Genomic DNA, 22,227 nt, shown 5'->3' with positions numbered 1-22,227 from the left:
GTCCAGCCCGTCCGCGACGCCGGACCCGGCCGCAGCGGTCAGTCGGCGTCCTCGACGTCGAACACGACGACCCGCGCACTCGCCGCACCGATGAACTCGGCCACCGGCCGGTGCTCCGGGTGCGGCAGGTACCCGGTGAGCGCGGCACGATCGCGGAACCGGACGACGAGCATCCAGTGGAACCCGCCCTCCAACCCCTCGGTGCTCACGCTCGTGCCGGCCTGCACGGACTCGACCCCCTCGACCCTCGGCAGGTGCTCACGCGACAGGGCCGTGGCCTCGGACGACCGGTCCTCCCCGTCCCACTCGACCAGCACGGTGTGCGTCACTCCGGACACATGGTCCCCTTCCTCGAACGCAAGAACGCGAAACCCAGAACCTCAGAACCTCAGAACTCGAACAAGGCAGATCAGAACGCCGGCGTCCCGCCCGCGATCGTGATCGTCGACCCGGACTGGTAGCTCGACTCCGGGCTGACCAGGTGCACGTAGGCAGCACCGAGCTCGGCGGGCTGACCGGGACGGCCGAACGGCGAGCTCTCGCCGAAGTGCGACACCGTCTCGGCGTCGTCGGAGCCGGGCTGCAGCGGTGTCCACACCGGCCCCGGGGCAACGGAGTTCACACGGATGCCCTTCGGCGCGAGCTGCTGCGCGACGGCCTCGGTGAAGAGCTTGATCGCGCCCTTCGACACGGCGTAGTCGATCTTGTCCGGCGAGGGCGTCGACGCCTGGATCGAACCGGTCGTCACGATGGTCGAACCGGGCTCGAGGTGCGGCACGGCGGCCTTGGTCAGCCAGAACAGCGAGTAGATGTTGGTCTTGAAGGTGGAGTCGAACATCGAGGTGTCGAGCGTGAGGATGTCCTCGTTGCTCTCCATGCGCCCCGCGACCATGACCAGGGTGTCGAGACCGCCGAACTCGTCGACGCCCTTCTGCACCAGGTCCGTGCAGTACTGCTCGTCGGAGATGTCGCCGGGGAACAGCACGGCGCGACGCCCCTCGGACTCGAGCAGGTCGCGGACCTGTTCCGCGTCCTCCTGCTCGTCCGGCAGGTACGAGAGCACCAGGTCCGCGCCTTCGCGCGACAGGGCGATGGCGGCGGCACGGCCGATGCCGGAATCAGCACCGGTGACGATGCCGCGGTACCCCTTCAGCCGTCCGAGCCCGACGTAGCTCTCCTCGCCGTGGTCGGGCTTCGGGTCCATCTTCCACGCGGCGCCCGGCAGCGACTGCTCCTGCTTCGGGTACGGCGGTGCCGGGTAGAGGGTGTTCGGATCGCGCTTCTCGTACTGGCTCATGGCCCCACTGTCGTCGCGGCGCCCGCACGGGCGCTCAGCTGGTGGGCGACGGACGCCGAGCAGGCGACCCCGGTTCTGGAGACGGGTGGGGACGGACTGGAGGCGCGGTGCCAGCTGACACCGCGCCTCCAGTCCGTCAGGTGGTTCAGACGCCGGCCGTGGTCCGGATCCAGGACGAGGCCTGCGACAGCAGGGCGTAGTTGGAGCCGGCCTTGGTGTTCGCGCCGGGGTCGGCGCTGTCGCCGGTGGAGCAGACGGCAACGACCTTGCCGTTGACGAGCAGCGGGCCGCCCGAGTCGCCGTGGTTCGAGGCGCCGGTCACGCCGGTGAGGTGCTGGGCACGACCGCTGAAGGCGTCGGTGCTCGCGCCGGTGAGCGAGACCGTGGCCTGGTACAGGCCGTCGGACTGGGTCGCGTTCGCACGCAGGCCGTAGCCCTGGATGGTGCCGGTGCCGCTCGACTTGGCCGTCGCGGTGAGGTCGAGGGGTGCGTAGGTGGACAGCGAGTAGGCGGTCCGCAGGTGCACGAGCGCGATGTCACCCGCCGGCGAGGCGCTGACGCGGTCGACGGCGACGGCCGTACCGCGGTTGACGGTGGAGTTCGAGTGGTACACGTTCATCGCGCCGATGCCGTCGATGCAGTGCCGGGCGGTGAGGATCCACGAGGCGTTGAGCTGCTCGCCGGTGCAGTTGCTGACGTAGCCCGAGGGGATGCTCCCGCCGGAGGCTTCGAGCTGCACCGCCCACGAGGTGGTGGGGGCCTTCTCGCCGCCGACGACCTTCGTGCTGACGGGCAGCGCGGACGCGGGCGAAGCGGCGAACACGCCGGCGGTGATGACGGCGACCGCGGCGAACGCGGCTGCGATGGACTTCTTCATGACGACTCCTCTGTCGGTGAAGCACCTGCCAGTTGCTCTGTGCAACTGATGCGTCATCCTGACCCCCTGTTCAGGGGTCGCACCAGTCCGCACTTCGACGGACGCGACCGACGACCCTGCGGGACAGCGCGCTGACGGTGATCCGGACCGCGAACTGACTGAGCCGTGCGTCATCGAGCCCGTCGTACCTTCGAAGCATGACGAGTGAGGCGGCGGAGTTCCGAGACCGGTTGGCGTGGGCGATGGCTCCGGACCTCGAGGTACTGGACGCCATGGACCGCGTGATCGCTGCTTGTGTCGAGGGGACCTCGGCGACGGAGGCGGGGGTCGTCCTGGCCGACCGGACCGGTGCCCTGCAGGTCATCGCCTCGACCAGCGAGCGCAGCAGTGAGACGGAGGAGGCACAGCTCGGCACCCAGGAGGGGTCGTGCCTCGACTGCTACCGGGCGGGGAAGACCGTCGACGTGCCCGACGTGTCCACGCACGAGTCGGAGTGGCCCGCCTTCTCGGCGGCGATGCGCGAACAGGGGCTGCAGGGCACGTTCGCCGAGCCGATCCGCCTGCGCGGCCGGACCATCGGCTCGTTGTGCGTCTTCGCCGACCACACCCGCGGGCACAGCGACCAGGACGTCGCGCTGCTCCAGCTGTTCGCTGACGTGGCGTCGGCTGCCCTCGTCCGGCAGCGGGACCGTGGCACGTCCGTCACCATCGAGGACCAGGTCGAGGACGCGCTCGAAGCCCGTGTGCTCCTGGAACAGGCCAAGGGCGCGCTCGCCTACCGCCGGGGCATCCGGATGGACGAGGCCTTCCAACTGCTCCGACGTGCTGCTGGCGATGCAGGTCGAGGCATCCGGGCGCTGGCAGAGGACGTCGTGCACCGCGGTGCCGACCTCGGCAGCGCCGGCTAGACCGGTTCCGTCCGGAGGACCAGGCCGTGGTGGTGGGTGGTGAGCGTCACGGCGACCACTTCGCCGAACGCGTCGCCGTCGAGCTGCACCCGCTCCGGGGTGCCGACGGTCAGCCGGAGCGTCCGAGCGCGCGTGTACCGGAGCACGCGTGAGGTCGGCAGGACCCGGGCCAGGAGCCGCCCGAACCCGGTGCGCGAGAAGAACCGGTTGAGCGTCAGGACGTACCCGACCTTGGTCCAGCCGAGCCACCCGGCAGGCCGGAACGCCACGGCGTCGAGGATCCCGTCGTCCGGTCGGGCAGCGGGGAGCAGCAGGATGCCCGCGGTCAGCGTGCCGCAGTTCCCGACGATGATCGTGTGGGCGCTCATGCTGCGGAGCGGACCGTCGTCGATCCCGTAGTGCACCGGGATCTGGCGGTTGCCGATCACCGACCGCGCGATGGGATCCGAGTAGGCCACCCACCCCAACCGCTTCTTGACCCAGGCGTTCGTGTCCGCAGCCATGCTCGCATCGAGCCCGATGCCGGTCATCACCAGGAACGCCCGCGACGTGGTGGTGCCCGCAGGGTCGGTCAGGTCGGCCAGCCCGACGTCGATCGGGCGGTCCGTCCCGCTGAAGCCCGCTCGGACGGACCGCACCAGGTCGCCGAGGGGCAGCCCGAGGTTCCGCGCGAACAGGTTGCCGGTGCCGCTGGGGAGGAGCGCCACCGGGATCCCGGTGCCGCGGAGTTCCGCGGCGACGACCCGGAGCGTGCCGTCACCACCGGCGACGAGGACGACGCTCGGGTGGGCGTCGCGTGCGGCCCGGGCAGCCGCCCGTCCGTCGTCGTCGGCGCTCGTCTCGAACCAGAGCGACTCGGCCCATCCGTGTGTGCGCTCCTCGGTGCGGAGCACGGCCCGGAGCCGGGCCTGGTCGATCTTGGTCGGGTTCACGACCACCGCTGCTCGGAGCTGCTGGGGTTCGTCCGGGAGGTTCGGCACGGGGCTGGTGGTCAGTGGATCCGGAGCTCGGACACCATCGGGCAGACGAAGGGGTCGCGGGCGCCGAGGCCGACGCGGTTGAGGTACCGGACGACGATCCCGTACGAGCGCAGCAGCGTCGTCTCGGTGTACGGCACGTCGAGGGTGTCGCAGTGGTCACGCACCAGCAGGCGGGCCTGCTTCAGCGCCGGACGCGGCATCGACGGGAACAGGTGGTGCTCCACCTGGTAGTTCAGCCCACCCATCAGGAACGACACCCACCAGCCGCCACGGATGTTGCGCGAGGTGCGCACCTGGCGGGAAAAGAAGTCGACCTTCGCGTCGTGGGCGATGGTCGGCATGCCCTTGTGGTTCGGGGCGAACGAAGCGCCCATCATCACGCCGAACACGGCCAGCTGCACCCCGAGGAACGCGCACGCCATCCCGAACGGCAGGAACCAGAACACCACCGTCAGGTAGATCGCGAACCGCGCAACCAGCAGGATGCCCTCGAGGACCCGCCCCCGGACGTCACTGCGCCCACCCGTCCCGCGGAGCACCGACATGACGGCGGCCCGGTGCAGGTTGATGCCCTCGAGCGTGAGCAACGGGAAGAACAACCAGCCCTGGTACTGCACGAACAGCCGGAGCGCCCGGTGGTTCTTCACGGCGGCGGCGTCCTCGGGCAGGAAGCGGATCGCATCGGGGGCGATGTCGGGGTCCTTGCCGACGGTGTTCGGGTTGCCGTGGTGGCGGGTGTGCTTGTTCATCCACCACGAGTAGCTCAGCCCCACGAGGAACGTGCCGAGCCAGCGGCCCGCGCGGTCGTTCCACTTCTGGGACTCGAACACCTGCCGGTGCGCAGCCTCGTGCGAGAGGAACGCGAACTGCGTGAACAGCACGCCCAGCGCACCGGCCACGATCAGCTGGAACCACGAGTCACCCAGGAACGCGAACGCGACCCAGCACGCGGCCGTCGCCACGACGAGCGCGGAGAACAGCGCCCAGTAGAACCCCCGACGGCGCTGGAGCAGGCCGGCTTCCTTCACCTGCGCCAGGAGCGCCGAGTAGGACGAGGTGCCGCCGCTTCGAGGTCCGGCCGGGGAACCGGTCTTCCGGTAGCCGCTGGGGAGGGGGTTCGAGCTGGTCTCCCGCTGCGGGCTGGTACCGGCGTGCTGCATCGTCATGGATTCCCTGGTGGTCATCGGAAGGGAGGAACGTTCCGGCTGCCGGGGTCTGGGGCTGCTGCTCCAACGCTAGGGCCGCCGTGCTCCCGGGTGCAAGCCACAGGTCCGCGTGTCCGCCGCTCGGCTACGGTTGTCCCGCCAGCTCGACGGAAGGACCGTTCCCCACATGACCGAGGTACGCGAAGCACGACTGGTCGAGACGTTCGTGGCCCTCACCGACAGCCTGGTGGCGGACTACGACGTCGTCGAGGTCCTGCAGACACTCGTCGACCGGGCGGTCGAACTGTTCGACGCCGCCGCGGGTGCGATCCACCTGCTCGACGAGCAGGACCAGCTGCGGGTCGTCGCGTCGACGAGCGAGCGCAGCAGCTTCATCGGCCTGCTCCAGCTCAACGCCGGCGAGGGGCCCTGCATCACGGCCGTGACCACCGGTCGACTGGTGACCTCGGAGAACGCCGACGACCTGCGGCAGCGCTGGCCCCGGTTCGCCGAGGCCTCGCGGGCACGCGGCTACGCGGGCGTCCACGCCATCCCGCTCCGGCTGCGGGACACCACCGTCGGGTCGTTGAACCTGTTCCGCGAGACGGAGGGGGCGCTGAACGGCGCCGACGCCCGGGCGGCACAGGCCCTCGCCGACGTCGCGACCATCAGCCTGTTGCAGCAACGGACCCTCGAGCACGCCACCCTCACTGCGGCGCAACTCCAGCGCGCACTCGACAGCCGCGTCACCATCGAGCAGGCCAAGGGGTACCTGGCACGTGCGGCCGGGGTCGAGGTCGAGGAGGCCTTCGGCATGATCCGTCGCTACGCGCGTGCGCACCAGCGCTCGCTGAGCCAGGTCGCCGCCGCCGTGGCGCGCGACGACGTCCCGCTCGCCGACCTCGTCGCCGCCGGGGCGTCCTGAGCGGTCACCCCGGACGTCTCCGAACCCGGCGGGTCGGACCGTGCCCGACCGCTACTTCGTCGTCGTGAAGGTGCCCCTGGCCCGCTGGTCCGAGCCGTAGCCACGCGCGTGCACCACGTGCGCGCCCGGCGCCAGCGCGGCCACGGTCTTCGTGATCTTCAGGCGGACCTTGCCGTCGGCGTTCGCCGTCGTCCGTGTGGCCCGACCACCGTCGATGCTGACGGTGACCGACTCGCCGGCGCGGAAGCCCGTCGCCGAGATCGCGACCTTGGCACCCTTCCGGCTGCTCGTCGGCGTGACGGCGATGGCCGTGCTGGACGCCTGCGCCTCGGCGCACGCGTCACCCGGGGTCCCGACCGCCGGAGCGGACGCGGTCGCCCGTCCGTTCACGCTGCGCACGCCGTCGTCCTCGCGGATGCGCATCGTGCCGACCGAGTCACCGATCACCGAACCACCCTGGGTGTTGCTGAGGGTCATCGCGTAGTCCGACGTCCGCGAGAACGACGGGGTGCGGTCACCGTTCACCGAGACCGCGACGGCGCGGCAGACCTCGCCGGGTTGGAACGTGACGGGCTGCACCGCCGGGCGGATGCGCCCGTCGTACGCCTGGTCGAGGTCGAAGGACACCGTGGTGGCCTGTTCGGCCGGCCGGGAGAGCACGACCGCCGCCCGGACCACCGTCCGGGTGCGGCCCTCGTCGACGAAGCGGTCGGCGATGCGGGCGGTGGGACGGTTCGTGACGACCGGGGTGCCGAGGGTCGCCGCGGGCACGAGCGACAGGTCGCTCAGCAGGACCCCGCTGTTCTTCTGCGGGACGTCGATCGTCACCTCGCGCACCGACGCCAGGTCGATGCCGGTGAACGCGTCCAGCGGGATGCGCGCCTGCTGCAGGATCGTCTTGCGCGGAGCCATCCGAGTTCCGGGGAGCAACTGGCCGGCACGGCTGGTGTCCGACACGCGTCGGGTCGCCACGGCGCCGGTCCCGTCGCGGAGGGTGATCGAGACGTCGGCGTTCGTCGTCGCCGTGTCGTCCGGGGTGAGGCGGAGCGAGAGCGCCTGGAACCCGGTGAAGTCACCGGCCGCCGGGGCCACCGGGACGTGCACCTGCCCACCGGTCGCCGCCTTGGTGGGCGAGACGTGCAGGGCCGGGGTCGCCGGCACCGAGGACGCCAGGTACGCCGGGGTGTAGTCGGGGGCGTTCGACGAGATCGAGACGCACGCCGGCAGGGTCTGCTTCGCGGGTAGGTTGTCGGTGCTCGCGCAGGTCGTCGCCGTCATGGCGCCGGTGGTGGTGATCGCCGGGTTCGCCGTGTCGAACAGGGCGAGGTCCCGCCGGCTCGCGCCGGGCTGGGAGGCGCTCACCCGGATGTCGGCCGTGTCCAGGGCGGCGGGCTGGCGGTTGGTGCCGTCGAACATCGGCAGGAACTGCTGCTCACCGTCGAGCGTCAGGCGGAAGAAGCCGCTGATCAGGCTCGTGCCGACGGCGTACTGCTGGTCGGACGAGAGCCGGGTGGTGCGCTTCGCCTTCGCCCCGCAGACCGCGTCGGACTCGTCGTACCAGTCGTCCGACGACGCCTTCGCGTACTTGCCCGGGGTCCACGTCGTGTTGAAGAAGTTGTGGTTCGCGCCCATCACCAGGACCGAGGAGCGCAGCACGTCGTCCCCGAAGGCGGTGCGGGAGTCGTCGTAGAAGTGCTGGCCCTGCAGGTCGGACACGTCACCGTCGCAGTACGGCAGGACGACCGCGGTGTTCGTGTCCGGCAGGGTCATCCTCCCGAAGTCGGTCGGTGCCAGGGGCAGGACGGCACGGATGCCGAAGGGACTGCTGCGCTGCATGTTGAGCAGGGCCGCTCGGACCACGCCGTCACCGCCGCGCGAGTGCCCCATGAGCCCGACGTGCTGCAGGTCGAGCTTGCCGGTGAGCAGCGGCGACAGACGGGGTTCCTGCCCGGCGTCGGCGCGCTGCAGCAGGCTGAGGTGGTCGAGGACGAGCTGGCCGCGCGCGACCGCTCCGCCGTCGTCCGAGTAGCTGCCGTCGAGGGCGTTGATCGCGTTCGCGGAGATCGACACGACGACGTTGCCGTGGCTGGCGAGCGCGGTCGCCGCAGCGTTGTAGCCGAGGTAGCTCGGGATGTCGGTCTGCCCCGGTCCGCACGGCCAGGCCCTGGGGTTCTCGGTGCCGCCGACGCAGGCCTCGTGCCGGCCGTGCAGGAACACCACGACGGGGCGCTTGCCCGGGGCGTCCTTCGGCACGAAGACCGCGGCGCGCATCTCGCCCTTGCGGCCGAAGCCCTTGATCGTCTCGGTCTCGTTGCCCAGGTCGTAGTCGGCCCGGGTGACCGCGTACTGGCCCGCAGCCGCCGGATCGTCGGTCAGGGGAGCCGGAGCGTCGCGGGGCGCCACGGACTGCGGTGCGGTCGCCGCCTGCCGGTTGCCCTGCGGGTCGGTCGCACCCGTCCATCCGAGTTCGACACTGTGGGCGTCCGCGACCGTGGGGTCGGTCGTGGTGACCGTCAGTTGCCGCTGGTCGAGGCTCGTCTGCGCGACGCCGATCTCGGTGCCGTCGACGAGCAGGACCGGGGCTGCCGCACGGAGCGGCAGGGGCTCGGCGAGGGTCAGGACGACGGTGTACCCGCCGTCGGTCGGCGTGACCGTCCAGTCGTCACCCTGCGCGACGGGCGTGCCCGGGGTCGTGATCGTGGTCGTCCCCGTCGCGGCGGTTGACCCGTCGCCCGGCGCGGCCGTGGCCGGCACCGCCGCGATCGTGCCGGAGACGGCGAGCGCCCCGGCGATGAGTGTCGAACACGCGATCTGCAGCGCGATGGTGGAACGGCGTCTCGGCGAATGGTTCACGTCGGATCTCCCCTGGTGCGACGGGCATGCGCCACCGCACGCTCCGTCGCCAACAGTAGGGAGCGCGCTGCTCGCCGCGGATCGTCCTGGAGGATGAGGTGGCGGCTCAGTACCTGAGGGTCCTCACGGGTGCGACGGCCGGGTGCCGGGCGAGTAGTACCCCCGGCCCGGCACCGTGTGCCGGATGCCGCCGGCCGGGTCCGGCACGTCGCCGCCGTACCGCGGGATCACGTGCAGGTGGGCGTGGAACACCGTCTGCCCGGCTGCCGAGCCGTCGTTGAACCCGACGTTGTACCCGTCCGGTCGGTACCGGTCGTCGAGCACCAACTTGAGTGCGCGGACGAGCCGCGTCATCGCGGCCACTTCGTCCGCGGTGGCCTCGAACCACGACACCACGTGACGCTTCGGGACGACCAGGCTGTGCCCGGGCGAGACCGGGTTCACGTCCAACAGCGCGACGACCAGGTCGTCCTCGACGAGCCGGGAGGCCCGTGGCACGTCGTCGAAGACACAATCGGTCGGCATGCCCCCCATGCAATCGGGCACGTGGACCGATCGCAAGGCCGGTGACGGCATGCAGACGGCCCCGCGACCAGGGTCGCGGGGCCATCGGTGGTGCGGGTGGATCAGATGCGGCCGACGGTGCGGCGACGACGACGCAGCAGGACCATGAGCGTGGCACCCGCGGCGAGCAGTGCCGCGGCGATGCTCAGCGGGACGGTCGGGTCCGAGCCGGTGAACGCGAGCTCACCGGTGGGCTGGTCGGTTCCACCGCCACCGCCACCGCCGGCGCCTGCGGGGCCGCTCGGGGTGTCGGTGGGCACCACGGCCGGAGCGGTCGGGGTGGGTGTCGCGGTGGGCGCCGGTGCCGGAGCACGGACCGTGATGGTGACCGTCTGGGTGTCGTCCGGGCTGGTGCCGTTCGACGCGGTGATGGTCACGGTCGAGGTGCCCGGGGTGGTCGGGGTGCCGGAGATGACGCCGGTGGTGCTGTCGATCGTCAGGCCGTCGGGCAGGCCCGCGGCGGTGAAGGTCGGGTTCGGGGTGCCGGTCGCGGTGACGGTGGACGAGTAGGGCACGTCCACGGTGCCGTCGGACGGGGTGCCCGAGGTGATGGTCGGCGACTCGGACGGCGTGCCCGGTGCGGGGCAGCCGTTGGAGGCCGTGATCGTGTTCGTGTCGAGGGTCACGGCGCCGGTGCGGGCCAGCAGTCGGCCCTGCACGGTCGCGCCGGTGGTGGCGGTCACGGACTGCTGCGCCAGGACGGTGCCCTGGAACTGGGCGCCGGTGCCGACGGTGGCGGAGCTGCCGACCTGCCAGAACACGTTGCACGAGCTGGCGCCGCCGGTGATCACGATCTGGCTGGCGGACCCGATGGTCAGGGTCGACGCGGCCTGGAACACCCACACGGAGTTCGCGCTGCCGGCGAGGGTCAGCGCACCGTTGTTGGCCAGGGCGAGGGCGCCGCCGGAGTACACGCCGGGCGAGAGCGAGAGGCCGTTCAGCTCGGTCAGACCGGTCTGGGTCGGGGAGAGCGACGCGGCGACGTTGTACGCGGTGGTGGTGTCGCGCTGGGCCTGAGCGGCCGCGGCGTCGGTCTGGTGCGTGGTGCCGTTGACGACGCCGTTCGGTGCGCCGCCGAAGCCGGTGATGGACGTGCCCGGTGACAACCCGAGGTCGCCGTTGATCACGGAGGGGCCGGTGTTCGTGACCGCGCTCGCGCCGAGGACGCCGTAGGTCGATGCGGTGCCGAGGTTGACCGGACCGTCGATGACCGTCGCGGCGGATGCTCCGCCCCCGGTCCCGAGGGTGACCAGCGCGGCGACGGCAGCCGCCGACACGACCAGGAGGGAACTGCGTCTGAGATGGCGAGCCTGCACGGTCCGACCGCTTCCTGCAAGGAGAGGCGGGGTGACGTCGGCGACGAGCGCGCATTCTCGGTGGCTCGAAGTATGCGCTTCTCCACAGCGATTACCTAGGAATGTCTGAACATTCGCTCAAAGCCTGGCAGTTGACCTGGCTGCCTAGGCGATCCCGGTACGTGAGCGCATGCTCACCACAGGTTGACCGGCCGCTCTCACCAGCGGACGGGTAGGGAGTTCGGGTCTCCCGTCAGCCGGTGCGGCGCCGGTCCCGGGTAGGACCGGTCGCCCACCCCCGAACCACACGGCGAAGGGCCCCGCGATCGAGATCGCGGGGCCCTTGCTGGTGCCGGGTGCTACTTGATGACGACCTTGATGGTCGGGCTGGTGCTCGTGGTGAGCTCCGAGGTCCCCGCGAAGACGGCGTGCAGGTTGTGCGTGCCCTTCTTCAGCGGGAGCTTCGAGGTGACCACGCCGTCCTCCACCGTGACGGTGGCGAGGCGCTTCGACCCCTGGTAGATCCGGGCGCTGCCGTCGACGCTGAAGCCGGTGGCCTTCACCTGGACGGTCGCCTTGCCGCCGCTGTACTTGATGGCGGTGCGCGACGGGGCCTTCTCGACGGTGACCGTCATGGCCTTCGCCGTCTTCGAGTTCGTTCCCGAGTACACCGGGTCCGCGTTGACGAACGAGGCCGTGACCGCGTGCTTGCCGATGGTGAGCGTCTTCGGCAGCGTCATGCTGGCCGCGCCGTCCTTGACCGGGGCGGTGCCGAGGACCTTGCTGCCGTCCTTGAACGTCACGGTGCCCTGCTGGGTGCCGATGCCACCGGCGATGGTCGCGGTGACCGTGGCCGGCTTGGCGGTGCCGTAGGTCTGCTCGGCGGCCGACGCGGTGAGCGTGGTGGTCGTCGTCGGCAGCGTGGCGTGCAGGTTGAACTTGTCGACCGTCGAACCGATCGCAGCCGGGTCGGCCGTCGCCGTCGGCTGGAGGGTCACACCGCAGCTGTCCACCTTGCCGTGCTGCACCGCCGAGTTGAGCGTGGTGCAGTCGCTGGCCCGGATGTCCTCAACGGTGAGCTTGGCGTCGGTGACCGAGACCTTCACGAACGTGCGGACGTGCTCCTGGTTCTCGACCGAGTTGGCCCAGTGACGCTCACCCTTGGGGTCGAGCGGGTCCGCTCCGTAGCCGCTCTGCGTGGCGTCCGGGGTGGTGAGGTCGTAGTACTTCGAGCCGGAGGCCGAGTTCGCCGTCATGTAGATGACGCCGCCGGGGCCGGAGAAGACGTCGGGAGCAGCGGGCTGCTCGTTGACGTTGGCCTTCTTGCCGTTCTTGATCGCGTAGCTGCGCGAGTAGGAGTGGTCGTGGCCCTGCAGGACCAGGTCGACACCCATGTCCGAGAACGAACGCGTGAAGTCGAACCGGCGCTGCTGGTTGTCCTTGTCGTTCGCGTGGTCGGCCGGCGAGTAGATCGAGTGGTGGTAGACCAGCGTCGTCCACTTCGCGTCGTCGCCGTAGCGGTTGATGACGTCGCGCACGTAGTTCACGTGGGCAGCGTCCGAACCGGCAGCGTAGGCGTTCGAGTTGATGTCGATGAACAGGACGCCCTTGTACATGTACCAGTAGTCGCCACCCGAGTTCGCGGTGGTGTTGCCGCCCGGGTAGAAGTCCGGCACCTTGAGGGAGTTCGGCACCTGGTTGTGCTGCTCGTAGGCCTTGCCACCCACGTCGTGGTTGCCGATGGTCGAGGCCCACGGGTAACGCTTCAGCACGTCGCTGCTGTCCGCGAACGCGCCCCACTCGTACTCGTTGTTGGCGTGCTCGACCTGGTCACCACCAGAGACCAGGAGCTCGGCGTCCGGCTCGGTCGACGTGGCGTACTTGAGCGTGTCCGCCCAGCCGGCGCCGTCGTCGTCGGTGAAGCCGGACGAACCGATCTGCGGGTCACCGAAGAACAGGAAGTCGAAGTCGCCGGAGAAGCTCTTCGTGGTGAAGGTGTACGACGCGGACCAGGCCGAGCCGTCCGCCGCACCGACGTGGTACGTGTACGAGGTGTTCGGCTCGAGGGCCGAGATCGTCGCGTGGGCGTTGATGTAGCCCGACTCGGCAGCGATGCCCGGGATGCTCTTGGTGTTCGAGTCGGTCGCGCTCGAGTCGGCTGCGGTGTTCGCGGCCTCCGAGGCGGCGACCGTCTGCTTGGCGTCCGTGAAGACGCCGTCCGTCATGGACGCGGTCTTCTGGATCTCGAGCGACTGCGCGACGTTCGTGGGGAAGTACCACGAGGCGATGCGCTGGCTCTCGGTCGCGCCGACGCCGAGCAGGATGTGGATCGGGCCACCGGTCGAGATGTTGGTGGTGGGGGTGTTCGTCGCAGCGGTGGCGGCGTTCGTGCCGACCATCGAGGCACCGGCGATGAGCGCGGCCCCGAGGACGGCTCCGCAGACGCGGAGGGTGGTGGTTCTGCGCCGGGTAGTGGCGCCGGACAGGAGACTCATGTTGGTCCGTTTCTCAGACGTGGGATGGTGCAGCACGGAAGACTCTGCATGCACTGCAAAACGTCTTGGTAAACGCTGAGTGACAGTTCGTCGCTGTTCAGGAACGAACGCGACGTGCCAGCTGTTCGGTGGCGAGCGTCAGCCCGCCGCGAGCCGCTCGACGAACCAGATCATCCCCATCACGAACACGCCGGCGGTCACGGCGCCCGTCACCCAGAGCGACACCCGGTGCGCCTTCCGCCGCAGCAGCGAGAGCGGCGGGAAGACGATGACGATGATCGCGAGCTGCACGGCCTCGATGCCGACGTTGAAGATGAGGAGCGAGACGAGCAGCTGCCACGAGAACGCCTCGTGGATCCCGAGGGCCCCGGCGAACCCGAGCCCGTGGATGAGCCCGAAGGCGAAGACGACGGCCAGGCGGGTCCACCCGGCGCGGTCGAGCGAGAAGTGTCCGTGCTCACCGACCACCAGTTCGTCGGCCCGCGATCGACGACGCCAGAGCCGCCACAGGTACCAGCCGGCGACCGCGGCGATCGACAGGGCGATGAGCGGCTCGACGACGATCGCAGGCGGGCTGACCACACCGAGGGCGGCGAGGATGAACGTGATCGAGTGGGCGATCGTGAACGCGGACGCCGTGTAGACGACCTCGCGCAGACGACGCGAACCGGCGATGAGCGCCACGAGGAACAGGATGTGGTCGATCCCGGTCAGCAGGTGCTCGGCGCCGAGCCGGAAGAACTCCCAGAAGCGCTCACCCGCGGACTGCTCGGTCGAGAACGTGCGCTGCGAGGCGTCGAGGGTGGCCGAACCCGTCCGGTCGTCGACGTCGTAGGTGACGATCGTCTTGGTGTCGCGCACGAAGGTCTCGTCGTCGGGGAAGAGCTCCGACGACACCACGTGCCCGGACTGCGTCTCCGACGGTTCCGGACAGGTGAAGTCCGCGGTCACGTGGGCGTACGGCACCTCGTCCTGCAGGTCGACGGTGACGGTGTCGTCGAGCGTGCCCGTGCAGGCCTGCCCGCCGGCTCCGGTCACCCGGAACCGGTCGAACACGTACTTCCCGATCGCGTCGGTGTGCGCCTCGGCAGCTGTCACCATCCCCGGGAAGTCCCCGTCGTCCCAGGCCTGCTGCCCCTGCTCGTGCAGCGCGTCGTCGTGCTCGCTCGTGGCCACCGAGACGAGCATCAGGTCGTACTCGAGCCCGAGCTTCGCCTGCACGACGGTCGGCTTCGTGGACGTGACGTCGGCGTAGACCACCGAGCTGAAGCCGTGCGCCGACGCCGGTGCGGCTCCCCCGAGCACGCCGATCACGACCACCCCGAGCAGCACGAGCGCGGCGACGACCCGTCCGACGAGCGCGAACAGGGGGAGGGAGCGGGCAGGGCGGGCGCGCAGGAGCGCGGCGGTGGTTCCGGAGGGCACGCGCAGACGATCCGGCCCGCAGACGACCGGCAGGTGAACAACCGGTGACCAGCAACGGGACGGCGGTCGGACAGGTCCCCGTACCAGCCCGGAGCGGCCGTCGGGCGTGCTTGCATGGTGCCGTGATCCGCCCCGCCACCCGGACGACCTCCCTGTTGACCGCCGTCGCCCTCGCCGCGGCCGGCACCGCTCTGCTGGCCGGCTGCTCCGGGGCGTCGAACGGCACCACCGGCGGCACCGGCCCGACGGCGACCGCGTCGGCGCACGCCTCGGCCGGGGTCCTGGGCACCGGGTTCTCCGACCCCGACCAGCCGCCGGCGCCCGAGGCAACCATCCACCCCGAGCCCGGTTCGTGGTCCGGGGTGCACGCCCCCGCCGGCTACGACGTCGTGCTGCTCTCCGACGCGGGTGACGCCGCCGACGCTCCGACCCGGACCCTGCTCGACGCCGTCGAGTCGTGGGCCGCGGACGAGGACGTCACCGTCACCCCGGTCTCGGCGAAGGGCCCCGACGACCGGATCGCCGCGGTCCTGCGCGCCGTCGACGCCGAGCCCGACCTGGTCATCACCGTCGGCAACCACATGGTCGACCCGCTCGCGGCCGTCTCGCCGACCGCGCTCCACCAGCAGTTCCTGGTCGTCGGTGCCGAGATCGCGGAGCCGACGTCGAACGTCACGGCGGCGGACTGGACGGGCGGCGGGTTCCGCGGCGAGGGCCTCGGGCCGTCGAGCCACTACGACCCGGAGACCTTCACCGAGGACCGCGCGGCCCGTGGCCTGCGCGCCGGCCTCGCCGCCGTGCTCCACGACCTGCGCGGCATCGTCGTCTGGGTGCCCTGACCGGGCGCTCCCCCGCTACGCGGTCTCCGGCTCCAGCACGCGCGCTCGCACCTGCGCCGCTGCGCCGAGTGCCACGGCGTCGGACCCGAGCGTCGACTGCGCGAGCCGGATCGTCGCCCCGCTGACGGGTGGTTCCGCGGCGATCGCCGCCGTGATGGCCGGTTCGAGCAGGTCCCAGGACCGTGCGATCCCGCCGCCGATCAGGACGGTGGTGACGTCGAGGATCCCCGCGGTCAGCAGTGCGGCCCGCGCCAGGCCCCACCCCGCCGTGGCGAAGACGGCGGCCGCGTCGGCGTCCCCACCGCGTGCGGCGACGGCGACGTCCCGTGCCGAGAGCATCCGCCCGGAGCGTTCGGCGTAGCGGTCGGCGATACCGCGCGCGCCCGCGATGGTCTCCAGGTGCCCGGTCTGCCCGCAGGTGCACCGGGCGTCGCCGAAGCCGGGGACGTGGCCGATCTCACCCGCGGCACCGCGCGGGCCGGCGAAGAGCTGTCCGTCGAGCACGAGCGCGCCGCCGACACCGGTGCCGAGGGTCATGCCGAGCACGTCGGACTCCCCCACGACCGCACCGGTGGCGATCTCGCCGAGCAGGAACGCGTTCACGTCGTTGTCCAGGGTTGCGGGGACGCCGAGGGCGTCCGTCACCGCGCGGGTCACGCCGTACCCGGCCCAACCGGTGAACGAGTTGCCGGTGACCAGGACGGTCCCCGTGGTCCGGTCGACGACGCCGGCCGCGCCCACCCCGACACCCGCCAAGGAGGCCCGGTGCGTCTCGAGCAGACCCGTCACGGCCCCGAGTGCGGCCGTCACGATCGCCGCCCCGCCCGCGTGGGCGGGCGTCGGCAGGTCGAGGCGGTCGATGACCTCGAGGTCGGGCGTCGTCAGGACGACCTTCGTGTTGGTGCCGCCGACGTCCACCCCGGCCAGGACCCGGGTCACGCGGTCACCGCCGCGAGTGAGGCGAGGCGCTCCGTCCGACGCTGCCGTTGCAGCACGGGGTCGGGCACCGGTACCGCGGCGAGCAGGCGACGGGTGTAGTCGGTGGTGGGGTGCAGCAGCGTCGTGCCGGTCGTGCCCTGCTCCTCGACGACGCCCTGGCGCATCACGACGACGCGCTCGGCGAAGTGCTGCACGACGGCCAGGTCGTGCGAGACGAACAGGCACGCGAAACCGAGGTCGTCCTGCAGCTCGCCGAGGACCTCGAGCACGGTCTCCTGCACGCTGACGTCGAGCGCCGAGGTGGGTTCGTCGGCGACGAGCAACCGCGGTTCGAGCACCAGCGCCCGGGCGAGCGAGACCCGCTGGCGCTGCCCTCCGGACAGCTCGCGGGGGGCACGGGACGCCAGGGTCCGCGGCAGCCGGACGGCGTCGAGCACCTCGTCGATGCGACGACGACGATCGGCCGAGGACATCCCGCGACGGTGCACGGCGAGGGGCTCCGCGATGCACTCGGCCACCGACATCCGGGCGTCGAGGGACGCCACCGGGTCCTGCAACACGACGCCGATGCCGGAGCGGAGTGCACGGCGGTCACGGCCCTTCGCGGTCCGCAGGTCCTGCCCGAACAGCGACACCGTGCCGGAGGTCGGCTTGATGAGCCCGAGCGCCACCCGGGCCGCGGTCGACTTGCCGGAGCCGGACTCGCCGACCAGGCCGACGGTCTCACCGGCGTGCACCGCGATGTCGATGCCCGCGAGCGCGCGGACGGCGCGCGCCCCGCGCCCGAACGTCACCGAGACGTCCCGCAGGTCGACCACCGGGGCCGCACCGGGCCTCCCGGCCGGCTCGGTCTCCGCGTCGGTGACGGGAGCCGGCGGACGACCGCCCGCCACGTCGAGCCGCGGCACCGCGGCGAGCAACCGCTTGGTGTACTCGTGCTCGGGGCGGAGCAGGACGTCCTCGACCCCGCCGGTCTCGACGATCTCGCCCTGGAGCATGACCGCGACCCGGTCGGCGAAGTCTGCGACGACCCCCATGTTGTGCGTGACGAGCAGCACGCCGGTGCCGGTCTCGACGGCGAGCGCGCGCAGGAGCTCGAGGATCTCGGCCTGCACGGTCACGTCGAGGGCCGTGGTCGGCTCGTCCGCGATGAGCAGCTTCGGCGCGTTCGCGATCGCCATCGCGATGACCACGCGCTGACGCTGCCCACCCGACAGCTGGAACGGGAACGACCGGGTACGGGACTCGGGGTCGGGGATGCCGACGCGACGGAGCAGGTCGACGGCCTCGGCCGCGGCGGCGGACGCGGAGACGTCACGGTGGTTCCGGATCACCTCGGCGATCTGGGCACCGACGCGGGTGAGCGGGTCGAGGGCGGTCGCGGGCTCCTGGAAGACCATCGAGACGGTCGAGCCGCGCAGGGCCCGGAGCGCGGGTTCGGGGGCGCCGACGACCTCGTGGCCGGCGACGACGGCACTGCCCGAGGCCGTCGCGTTGCCGGAGAGCAGGCCCATCGCGGCGAGGGCGACGGTTGACTTGCCGGAGCCGGACTCGCCGACCAGGGCGAGGGTCTCGCCGGGGGCGACCGACAGGGACACCCCCCGCACGGCGTCGACGGTGCCCGACTCGGTGCTGAAGGAGACGCCGAGGTCGGTCGTCCGCAGGATCGGTTCGTTGGTCATCAGCGGCCCCGCACGTCGAAGGCGTCCCGCAGTCCGTCGCCCACCGCGTTGAACGCGCAGACGACCAGGATCACGGCCAGACCCGGCGGCACGATGAGCCACCAGCGTCCGGAGTAGGCGGCGGTGAGACCCGCCGAGAGCATGCCGCCCCAGTCCGTCGCGGGCGGCTGCACACCGAGCCCGAGGTACGAGACGTAGGCGACCAGCAGGATCGCGTCGGCGACCTGGAACGTCGCCGCGACGACGATCGTCGACACCGAGTTCGGCAGCAGGTGCTTGCCGATGGCGCGGGCGTGCGAGCCGCCGATCGCGCGCAGGGTCAGGACGTAGTCGCGGTTCTTGAGCGTCAGGGTCTCGGCGCGGATCAGACGGGACGGCACGAGCCACGACACCAGGCCGAGGATGACGATGAGGCCGCCGACGCCCGGGTTCGTGATCGCCGAGATGACGAGCAGGATGAACAGGGCCGGGATCGCGATGCCGGCGTCGACGACGCGCATCATCAGCGCGTCGACCCAGCCGCCGACGTACCCGGCGACGGATCCCCACAGGGTGCCGACGACGGTGGCCAGGACCCCCGCGGCGATGCCGACCATCAACGAGACCTTGCCGCCGTACATCAGACGGCCGAGGACGTCGTGGCCGACGGCGTCGGTGCCGAGCCAGTGCGCGGCGCTCGGACCCTGGTTGGCCTGCTCGAGCAGCGTGTGGGTCTGGTCGGTCGGGTACACGAACGGGCCGACGAAGCAGAACAGCACGATGACGACGATCAGGGCGAGGCCGATCACGGCCAGGGTGTTGCTCCGGAACCGGCGTGCGGCGAGCCGGAACCCGGTGGCCGCGACGGTGACGGGGGCGCCCGGGGCTTCGGGGGCCATCTGGACGGCGGTCATGCGCGGCTCGCCTTCACGTCATGGGTGGACGCAGCATCGATGGCTGACGTGGCGGTCATGCGCGGCTCGCCTTCACTCTGGGATCGATGAGGGACTGTGCGACGTCGGCGAGCAGGGTGCCGATGACGGTCGCGATGGAGATGACGAGCACGCAGCCGAGCAGCGTCGGGTAGTCGGAGGACTGCGCGGCGTTCCAGAACAGCAGCCCCATGCCGGGGTAGTTGAACAGCTGCTCGGTCACCAGGGCCCCGCCGAACAGCACCGGCAGGTAGTACCCGAGCATCGCGACGACCGGGGTCAGCGAGTTCCGGAACACGTGCCGCCGCAGGATCGTCGCGGTCGAGGCGCCGCCGGCGCGGGCCGTGCGGACGTAGTCCTCCTGCAGGTTCTCGAGCGTCGAGGCGCGCATGTACCGACTGAACACCGCGATCATCGCGAGGGCTCCGGTCACCACGGGCAGCACGAGTCCGGCCGGGTCCTGGAACACCTCGGCCAGTGTCGTGCCGCTCGGCGCCTGGGACGGCAGCCACGGCAGCTGCTGGCTGAAGACGATGATCAGGACGAGGCCGAGGAAGAAGGCCGGCGTCGAGTAGAAGACGAACGCCAGGGCGGTGGCCGCGTAGTCGACCGCACCGTTGCGGCGGGCAGCCTGGAGCATCCCGACCGGGATCGCGACGACGAGTCCGAGCACCGCGGAGATGCCGGTGAGCACGAGGGTCTTCGGCAGGCGCTCGGCGATGAGCTGCGAGACCGGCTCGTTGAGCGTGTACGAGGTGCCGAGGTCGCCGGTCAGCAGACGACCGAGGAACCGCAGGTACTGCACGGGCAGCGGCTGGTCGAGCCCCTGCGCCTGGTTGAACTGGGCGATCTGCGTCGGGGTCGCGGAGACGCCGAGCACGCCGCGGGCGGGGCCGCCGGGCAGCGCGTGCAGCAGGCAGAACACCACGACGGTGACGATGAGGATCACCGCGAGCGCCTGCAGGACGCGCCTGGTGAGGTAGAGAGCTGTGGTCATGCGGCTTCCGATGGTCGGATTGGAGACGTGCGAGGGACGGGAGGCGCGGTGCGCGTCGGACGCGCACCGCGCCTCCCGTCCGTGGTCACGGTCTTACTTGGTCCACTTCCACTGGGCCGGGTGGAAGTTGGCGAGCGAGTCCTGGTCGAAGCCGGACAGGCCCTTCTTGACGACCGAGATCTGGTAGTCGGGGCTCGGCAGCCAGATCACCGGCAGGTCCTTCGCGACCGCTGCGCTGTAGTCCTGCACGGCGGTGGCGTCGGTCGAGGTGGTGGTCGCGTCGATCAGGGAGTCGACCTCCTTGTTGGAGTAGCTGCCGAAGTTCGCCGAACCGCCGGTCTGGAACAGCGACTCACCGGTCGGGTAGGCCGGGAAGTACCAGCTGCCCGCGGTGCCGAAGAACGACAGGTCCCAGTCGCAGCTGGCCTCGTCCGAGGTGCAGGTCGGGGTCTGCGACAGCACGCTCGACACCGGCGCGGTCTTGATGGTGAAGTCGATGCCGGTCTTCGCGAGCGACGACTGGATCGCGCTCATCATGTTGTCGGTCACGGTCGAACCGGACTGCGACAGCACCTGCATCGAGAACTTCGTGCCCTCCTTGACGCCCTCGCCGCACTGGCTGGCGGACGTGCCCGGGTCGGTGCAGACCATCGTGCCGCCCTGCTCCTCCCAACCGTGGCTGGTCAGCAGGTCCTTGGCCTTCGAGGTGCTGAACGGGTACGGGTTCGACTTCTGCACGTCGGAGACGTAGTCGGACTCCTGTGCCTGCGGGATCGGACCGTAGGTCGAGGTGGCGGTTCCGTTGAAGACGACCTTCGACAGCGACGTCTGGTCGATCGACATCTGGACGGCCTGACGGGCGTACAGCTGCTTGAAGACAGCGCCCATGTCGGGGTTGTTGAAGTTGTACGGCATGTACGTGATGGCCCAGCCGGTCCAGGGCTCGACCTCGTAGCCCTTCGCCGTGAACGCGGACTTCTGGTCCATGTCGGTGGCGTTGATGTAGCCGTAGTCGACCTCGCCCGAGCGGACGGCGTTCACCTCGGCGTCGGCCGTGGTGAAGGGCAGCAGGTTCACCGTCGTGATCGACGGCTTCTCACCGCCGTCGTACTTCTTGTTGGCCGTCAGGGTGACCTTGCCGGCCGTGGTGAAGGTCTTGACGCCGTAGGGACCGGAGATGGTCTTCCACAGGTCGTCGGTGGCGTAGTCGGAGATCTTGCCGGCGGCGGTGTTGAGGTACTTCCACACCTGCTTCGCGCCGGCGGTGGTCTCGTCGGCGTCGGTCACCTTCGCGGTCGCGCTGGTCTTGTCCCAGGCGTGCTGGGGCAGCGGGATGATGTGGCTCAGCTGGTTGGCGAGCATCCAGTCCGAGTTGTAGGCCTTGTCGAACGTGATGGTGAAGTGCGTGTCGTCGACGGCCTTGAACGACGTCCAGTTGTCCGGCGCCTTGCCCTTGGAGTACGAGCCCCACTGGTCCTTGTTCGCCTTGATCAGGTTGAACCAGAACCCGACGTCGCGGCTCGTGATCGCCTCGCCGTCCGACCAGTGCCGGTCGCCGAGCGTCATGGTCACGCTCTTGCCGTCGTCGGCGAACTTCGCGTCGGTGGCGACGGAGCCGGCCTTGTTCCACGCGATCTTGCCGGTGGAGCCGTCGTACGCGACGAGCGGCTCGTACAGCGACTGGGCGATGGAGCCGTTGTTCGTGTTGAGGTGCGCGGCGGTGCCGATCGGCAGGATCCAGTTCGGCGTGAAGTTGGCGGGGAGCGCGTAGTCGATCTCGTCGGTCGATCCCTGCGAGGCGTTGCCGCCTCCGGAACAGCCGGCGAGCAGCGCGCTCACGGCGATCGCAGCTCCGGTGAGGAGCGCCCAGCGACGGGGCTTGGACATGCGGTGTCTCCTTGTGCGAGGGACTTCGGGGAGGTGGAGCACGGGTGCCGAGCGGCACGAGGACAGTCAAGGACCAAAGCGATTGGAAAAACAAACATCTCGATGTAAAAACTGCGTTACTGCGGAACGGACGAAAGGGTGGACCGCTCGATCCGCCCCGTAGGCTCGCGGCAGAACGGACCATCGACCGGTGTTCCGCTCCCGTTCC

The 22,227-nt window shown here is 70.6% G+C and carries 18 protein-coding genes; 3 read left to right on the top strand and 15 right to left on the bottom strand.

Annotation, left to right across the window (positions count from 1 at the left end):
- Positions 1-38: 38 nt before the first annotated feature.
- From DEJ29_RS01545 to DEJ29_RS01535, 3 genes are all read right to left on the bottom strand, one after another.
- Positions 39-329, bottom strand: coding sequence for a Dabb family protein (locus DEJ29_RS01545; RefSeq protein ID WP_181438132.1), 291 nt, complete (start codon positions 327-329; stop codon positions 39-41).
- A gap of 80 nt (positions 330-409) precedes the next feature.
- On the bottom strand, positions 410-1,297 hold the full coding sequence (locus tag DEJ29_RS01540; RefSeq protein ID WP_110858568.1) for an SDR family oxidoreductase: 888 nt from the start codon (positions 1,295-1,297) through the stop codon (positions 410-412).
- Positions 1,298-1,442: 145 nt separating this feature from the next.
- Complete coding sequence (locus DEJ29_RS01535; protein WP_084740785.1) at positions 1,443-2,174, bottom strand: S1 family peptidase; 732 nt, start codon at positions 2,172-2,174, stop codon at positions 1,443-1,445.
- A gap of 197 nt (positions 2,175-2,371) precedes the next feature.
- Between DEJ29_RS01535 and DEJ29_RS01530 the strand changes: the two genes are divergently transcribed.
- On the top strand, positions 2,372-3,082 hold the full coding sequence (locus DEJ29_RS01530) for a GAF and ANTAR domain-containing protein (protein WP_111094380.1): 711 nt from the start codon (positions 2,372-2,374) through the stop codon (positions 3,080-3,082).
- Here DEJ29_RS01530 and DEJ29_RS01525 read toward each other — a convergent pair.
- Entirely contained in the window at positions 3,079-4,062 is a 984-nt protein-coding gene (locus tag DEJ29_RS01525; RefSeq protein ID WP_111094381.1) for a diacylglycerol/lipid kinase family protein, read from the bottom strand. The two genes, DEJ29_RS01530 and DEJ29_RS01525, sit on opposite strands and share 4 nt — an antisense overlap.
- Before the next feature lie 11 nt (positions 4,063-4,073).
- A complete protein-coding gene (locus tag DEJ29_RS01520; protein ID WP_111094382.1) occupies positions 4,074-5,228 on the bottom strand; it encodes a fatty acid desaturase family protein in 1,155 nt (384 codons plus the stop codon).
- A 166-nt stretch (positions 5,229-5,394) separates the two neighbouring features.
- Between DEJ29_RS01520 and DEJ29_RS01515 the strand changes: the two genes are divergently transcribed.
- On the top strand, positions 5,395-6,132 hold the full coding sequence (locus DEJ29_RS01515) for a GAF and ANTAR domain-containing protein (RefSeq protein ID WP_111094383.1): 738 nt from the start codon (positions 5,395-5,397) through the stop codon (positions 6,130-6,132).
- Positions 6,133-6,183: 51 nt separating this feature from the next.
- Here the strand turns inward: DEJ29_RS01515 and DEJ29_RS01510 are convergent, their stop codons facing one another.
- From DEJ29_RS01510 to DEJ29_RS01490, 5 genes are all read right to left on the bottom strand, one after another.
- Positions 6,184-8,985: an alpha/beta hydrolase gene (locus tag DEJ29_RS01510; RefSeq protein WP_111094384.1), complete on the bottom strand. Its 2,802-nt coding sequence runs from the start codon at positions 8,983-8,985 to the stop codon at positions 6,184-6,186.
- A 123-nt stretch (positions 8,986-9,108) separates the two neighbouring features.
- Positions 9,109-9,510 (bottom strand): HIT family protein, encoded by a 402-nt coding sequence (locus tag DEJ29_RS01505; protein WP_111094439.1) that lies wholly within the window; start codon positions 9,508-9,510, stop codon positions 9,109-9,111.
- Positions 9,511-9,611: 101 nt separating this feature from the next.
- On the bottom strand, positions 9,612-10,826 hold the full coding sequence (locus tag DEJ29_RS01500) for an ice-binding family protein (RefSeq protein ID WP_181438133.1): 1,215 nt from the start codon (positions 10,824-10,826) through the stop codon (positions 9,612-9,614).
- 377 nt (positions 10,827-11,203) lie between these two features.
- Positions 11,204-13,339, bottom strand: a complete 2,136-nt coding sequence (locus DEJ29_RS01495; protein ID WP_111094386.1) for an Ig-like domain repeat protein — start codon at positions 13,337-13,339, stop codon at positions 11,204-11,206.
- Between the two features lie 138 nt (positions 13,340-13,477).
- Positions 13,478-14,764, bottom strand: a complete 1,287-nt coding sequence (locus DEJ29_RS01490) for a HupE/UreJ family protein (RefSeq protein WP_181436822.1) — start codon at positions 14,762-14,764, stop codon at positions 13,478-13,480.
- 122 nt (positions 14,765-14,886) lie between these two features.
- Between DEJ29_RS01490 and DEJ29_RS01485 the strand changes: the two genes are divergently transcribed.
- A complete protein-coding gene (locus DEJ29_RS01485) occupies positions 14,887-15,603 on the top strand; it encodes a type 1 periplasmic-binding domain-containing protein (protein WP_111094387.1) in 717 nt (238 codons plus the stop codon).
- A gap of 15 nt (positions 15,604-15,618) precedes the next feature.
- Here the strand turns inward: DEJ29_RS01485 and DEJ29_RS01480 are convergent, their stop codons facing one another.
- From DEJ29_RS01480 to DEJ29_RS01460, 5 genes are all read right to left on the bottom strand, one after another.
- Entirely contained in the window at positions 15,619-16,542 is a 924-nt protein-coding gene (locus DEJ29_RS01480; RefSeq protein WP_111094388.1) for an ROK family protein, read from the bottom strand.
- Positions 16,539-18,224: a dipeptide ABC transporter ATP-binding protein gene (locus DEJ29_RS01475; protein ID WP_111094389.1), complete on the bottom strand. Its 1,686-nt coding sequence runs from the start codon at positions 18,222-18,224 to the stop codon at positions 16,539-16,541. The genes DEJ29_RS01480 and DEJ29_RS01475 overlap by 4 nt, the downstream gene beginning before the upstream one ends.
- Complete coding sequence (locus DEJ29_RS01470) at positions 18,224-19,117, bottom strand: ABC transporter permease (RefSeq protein ID WP_111024068.1); 894 nt, start codon at positions 19,115-19,117, stop codon at positions 18,224-18,226. Before DEJ29_RS01470 ends, DEJ29_RS01475 begins: the two co-directional genes overlap by 1 nt.
- 55 nt (positions 19,118-19,172) lie before the next feature.
- A complete protein-coding gene (locus DEJ29_RS01465) occupies positions 19,173-20,132 on the bottom strand; it encodes an ABC transporter permease (RefSeq protein WP_027467218.1) in 960 nt (319 codons plus the stop codon).
- Positions 20,133-20,225: 93 nt separating this feature from the next.
- Positions 20,226-22,019, bottom strand: coding sequence for a peptide ABC transporter substrate-binding protein (locus tag DEJ29_RS01460; RefSeq protein WP_111094390.1), 1,794 nt, complete (start codon positions 22,017-22,019; stop codon positions 20,226-20,228).
- Between the last annotated feature and the right edge of the window lie 208 nt (positions 22,020-22,227).

Source organism: Curtobacterium sp. MCPF17_021, assembly GCF_003234605.2.
GTDB classification, from domain to species: domain Bacteria; phylum Actinomycetota; class Actinomycetes; order Actinomycetales; family Microbacteriaceae; genus Curtobacterium; species Curtobacterium flaccumfaciens.
The sequence above is the reverse complement of the archived record's forward strand: the minus strand, read 5'-3'. Positions and strand labels throughout refer to the sequence as shown.

Bases quoted from the DNA above. Each gene is read 5' to 3' on its own strand.
- DEJ29_RS01460 (WP_111094390.1), bottom strand. From the start codon at position 22,019: ATGTCCAAGCCCCGTCGCTGGGCGCTCCTCACCGGAGCTGCGATCGCC.
- DEJ29_RS01520 (WP_111094382.1), bottom strand. From the start codon at position 5,228: ATGACGATGCAGCACGCCGGTACCAGCCCGCAGCGGGAGACCAGCTCG.
- DEJ29_RS01515 (WP_111094383.1), top strand. From the start codon at position 5,395: ATGACCGAGGTACGCGAAGCACGACTGGTCGAGACGTTCGTGGCCCTC.
- DEJ29_RS01475 (WP_111094389.1), bottom strand. From the start codon at position 18,224: ATGACCAACGAACCGATCCTGCGGACGACCGACCTCGGCGTCTCCTTC.
- DEJ29_RS01470 (WP_111024068.1), bottom strand. From the start codon at position 19,117: ATGACCGCCGTCCAGATGGCCCCCGAAGCCCCGGGCGCCCCCGTCACC.
- DEJ29_RS01465 (WP_027467218.1), bottom strand. From the start codon at position 20,132: ATGACCACAGCTCTCTACCTCACCAGGCGCGTCCTGCAGGCGCTCGCG.
- DEJ29_RS01530 (WP_111094380.1), top strand. From the start codon at position 2,372: ATGACGAGTGAGGCGGCGGAGTTCCGAGACCGGTTGGCGTGGGCGATG.
- DEJ29_RS01495 (WP_111094386.1), bottom strand. From the start codon at position 13,339: ATGAGTCTCCTGTCCGGCGCCACTACCCGGCGCAGAACCACCACCCTC.
- DEJ29_RS01540 (WP_110858568.1), bottom strand. From the start codon at position 1,297: ATGAGCCAGTACGAGAAGCGCGATCCGAACACCCTCTACCCGGCACCG.
- DEJ29_RS01505 (WP_111094439.1), bottom strand. From the start codon at position 9,510: ATGCCGACCGATTGTGTCTTCGACGACGTGCCACGGGCCTCCCGGCTC.
- DEJ29_RS01535 (WP_084740785.1), bottom strand. From the start codon at position 2,174: ATGAAGAAGTCCATCGCAGCCGCGTTCGCCGCGGTCGCCGTCATCACC.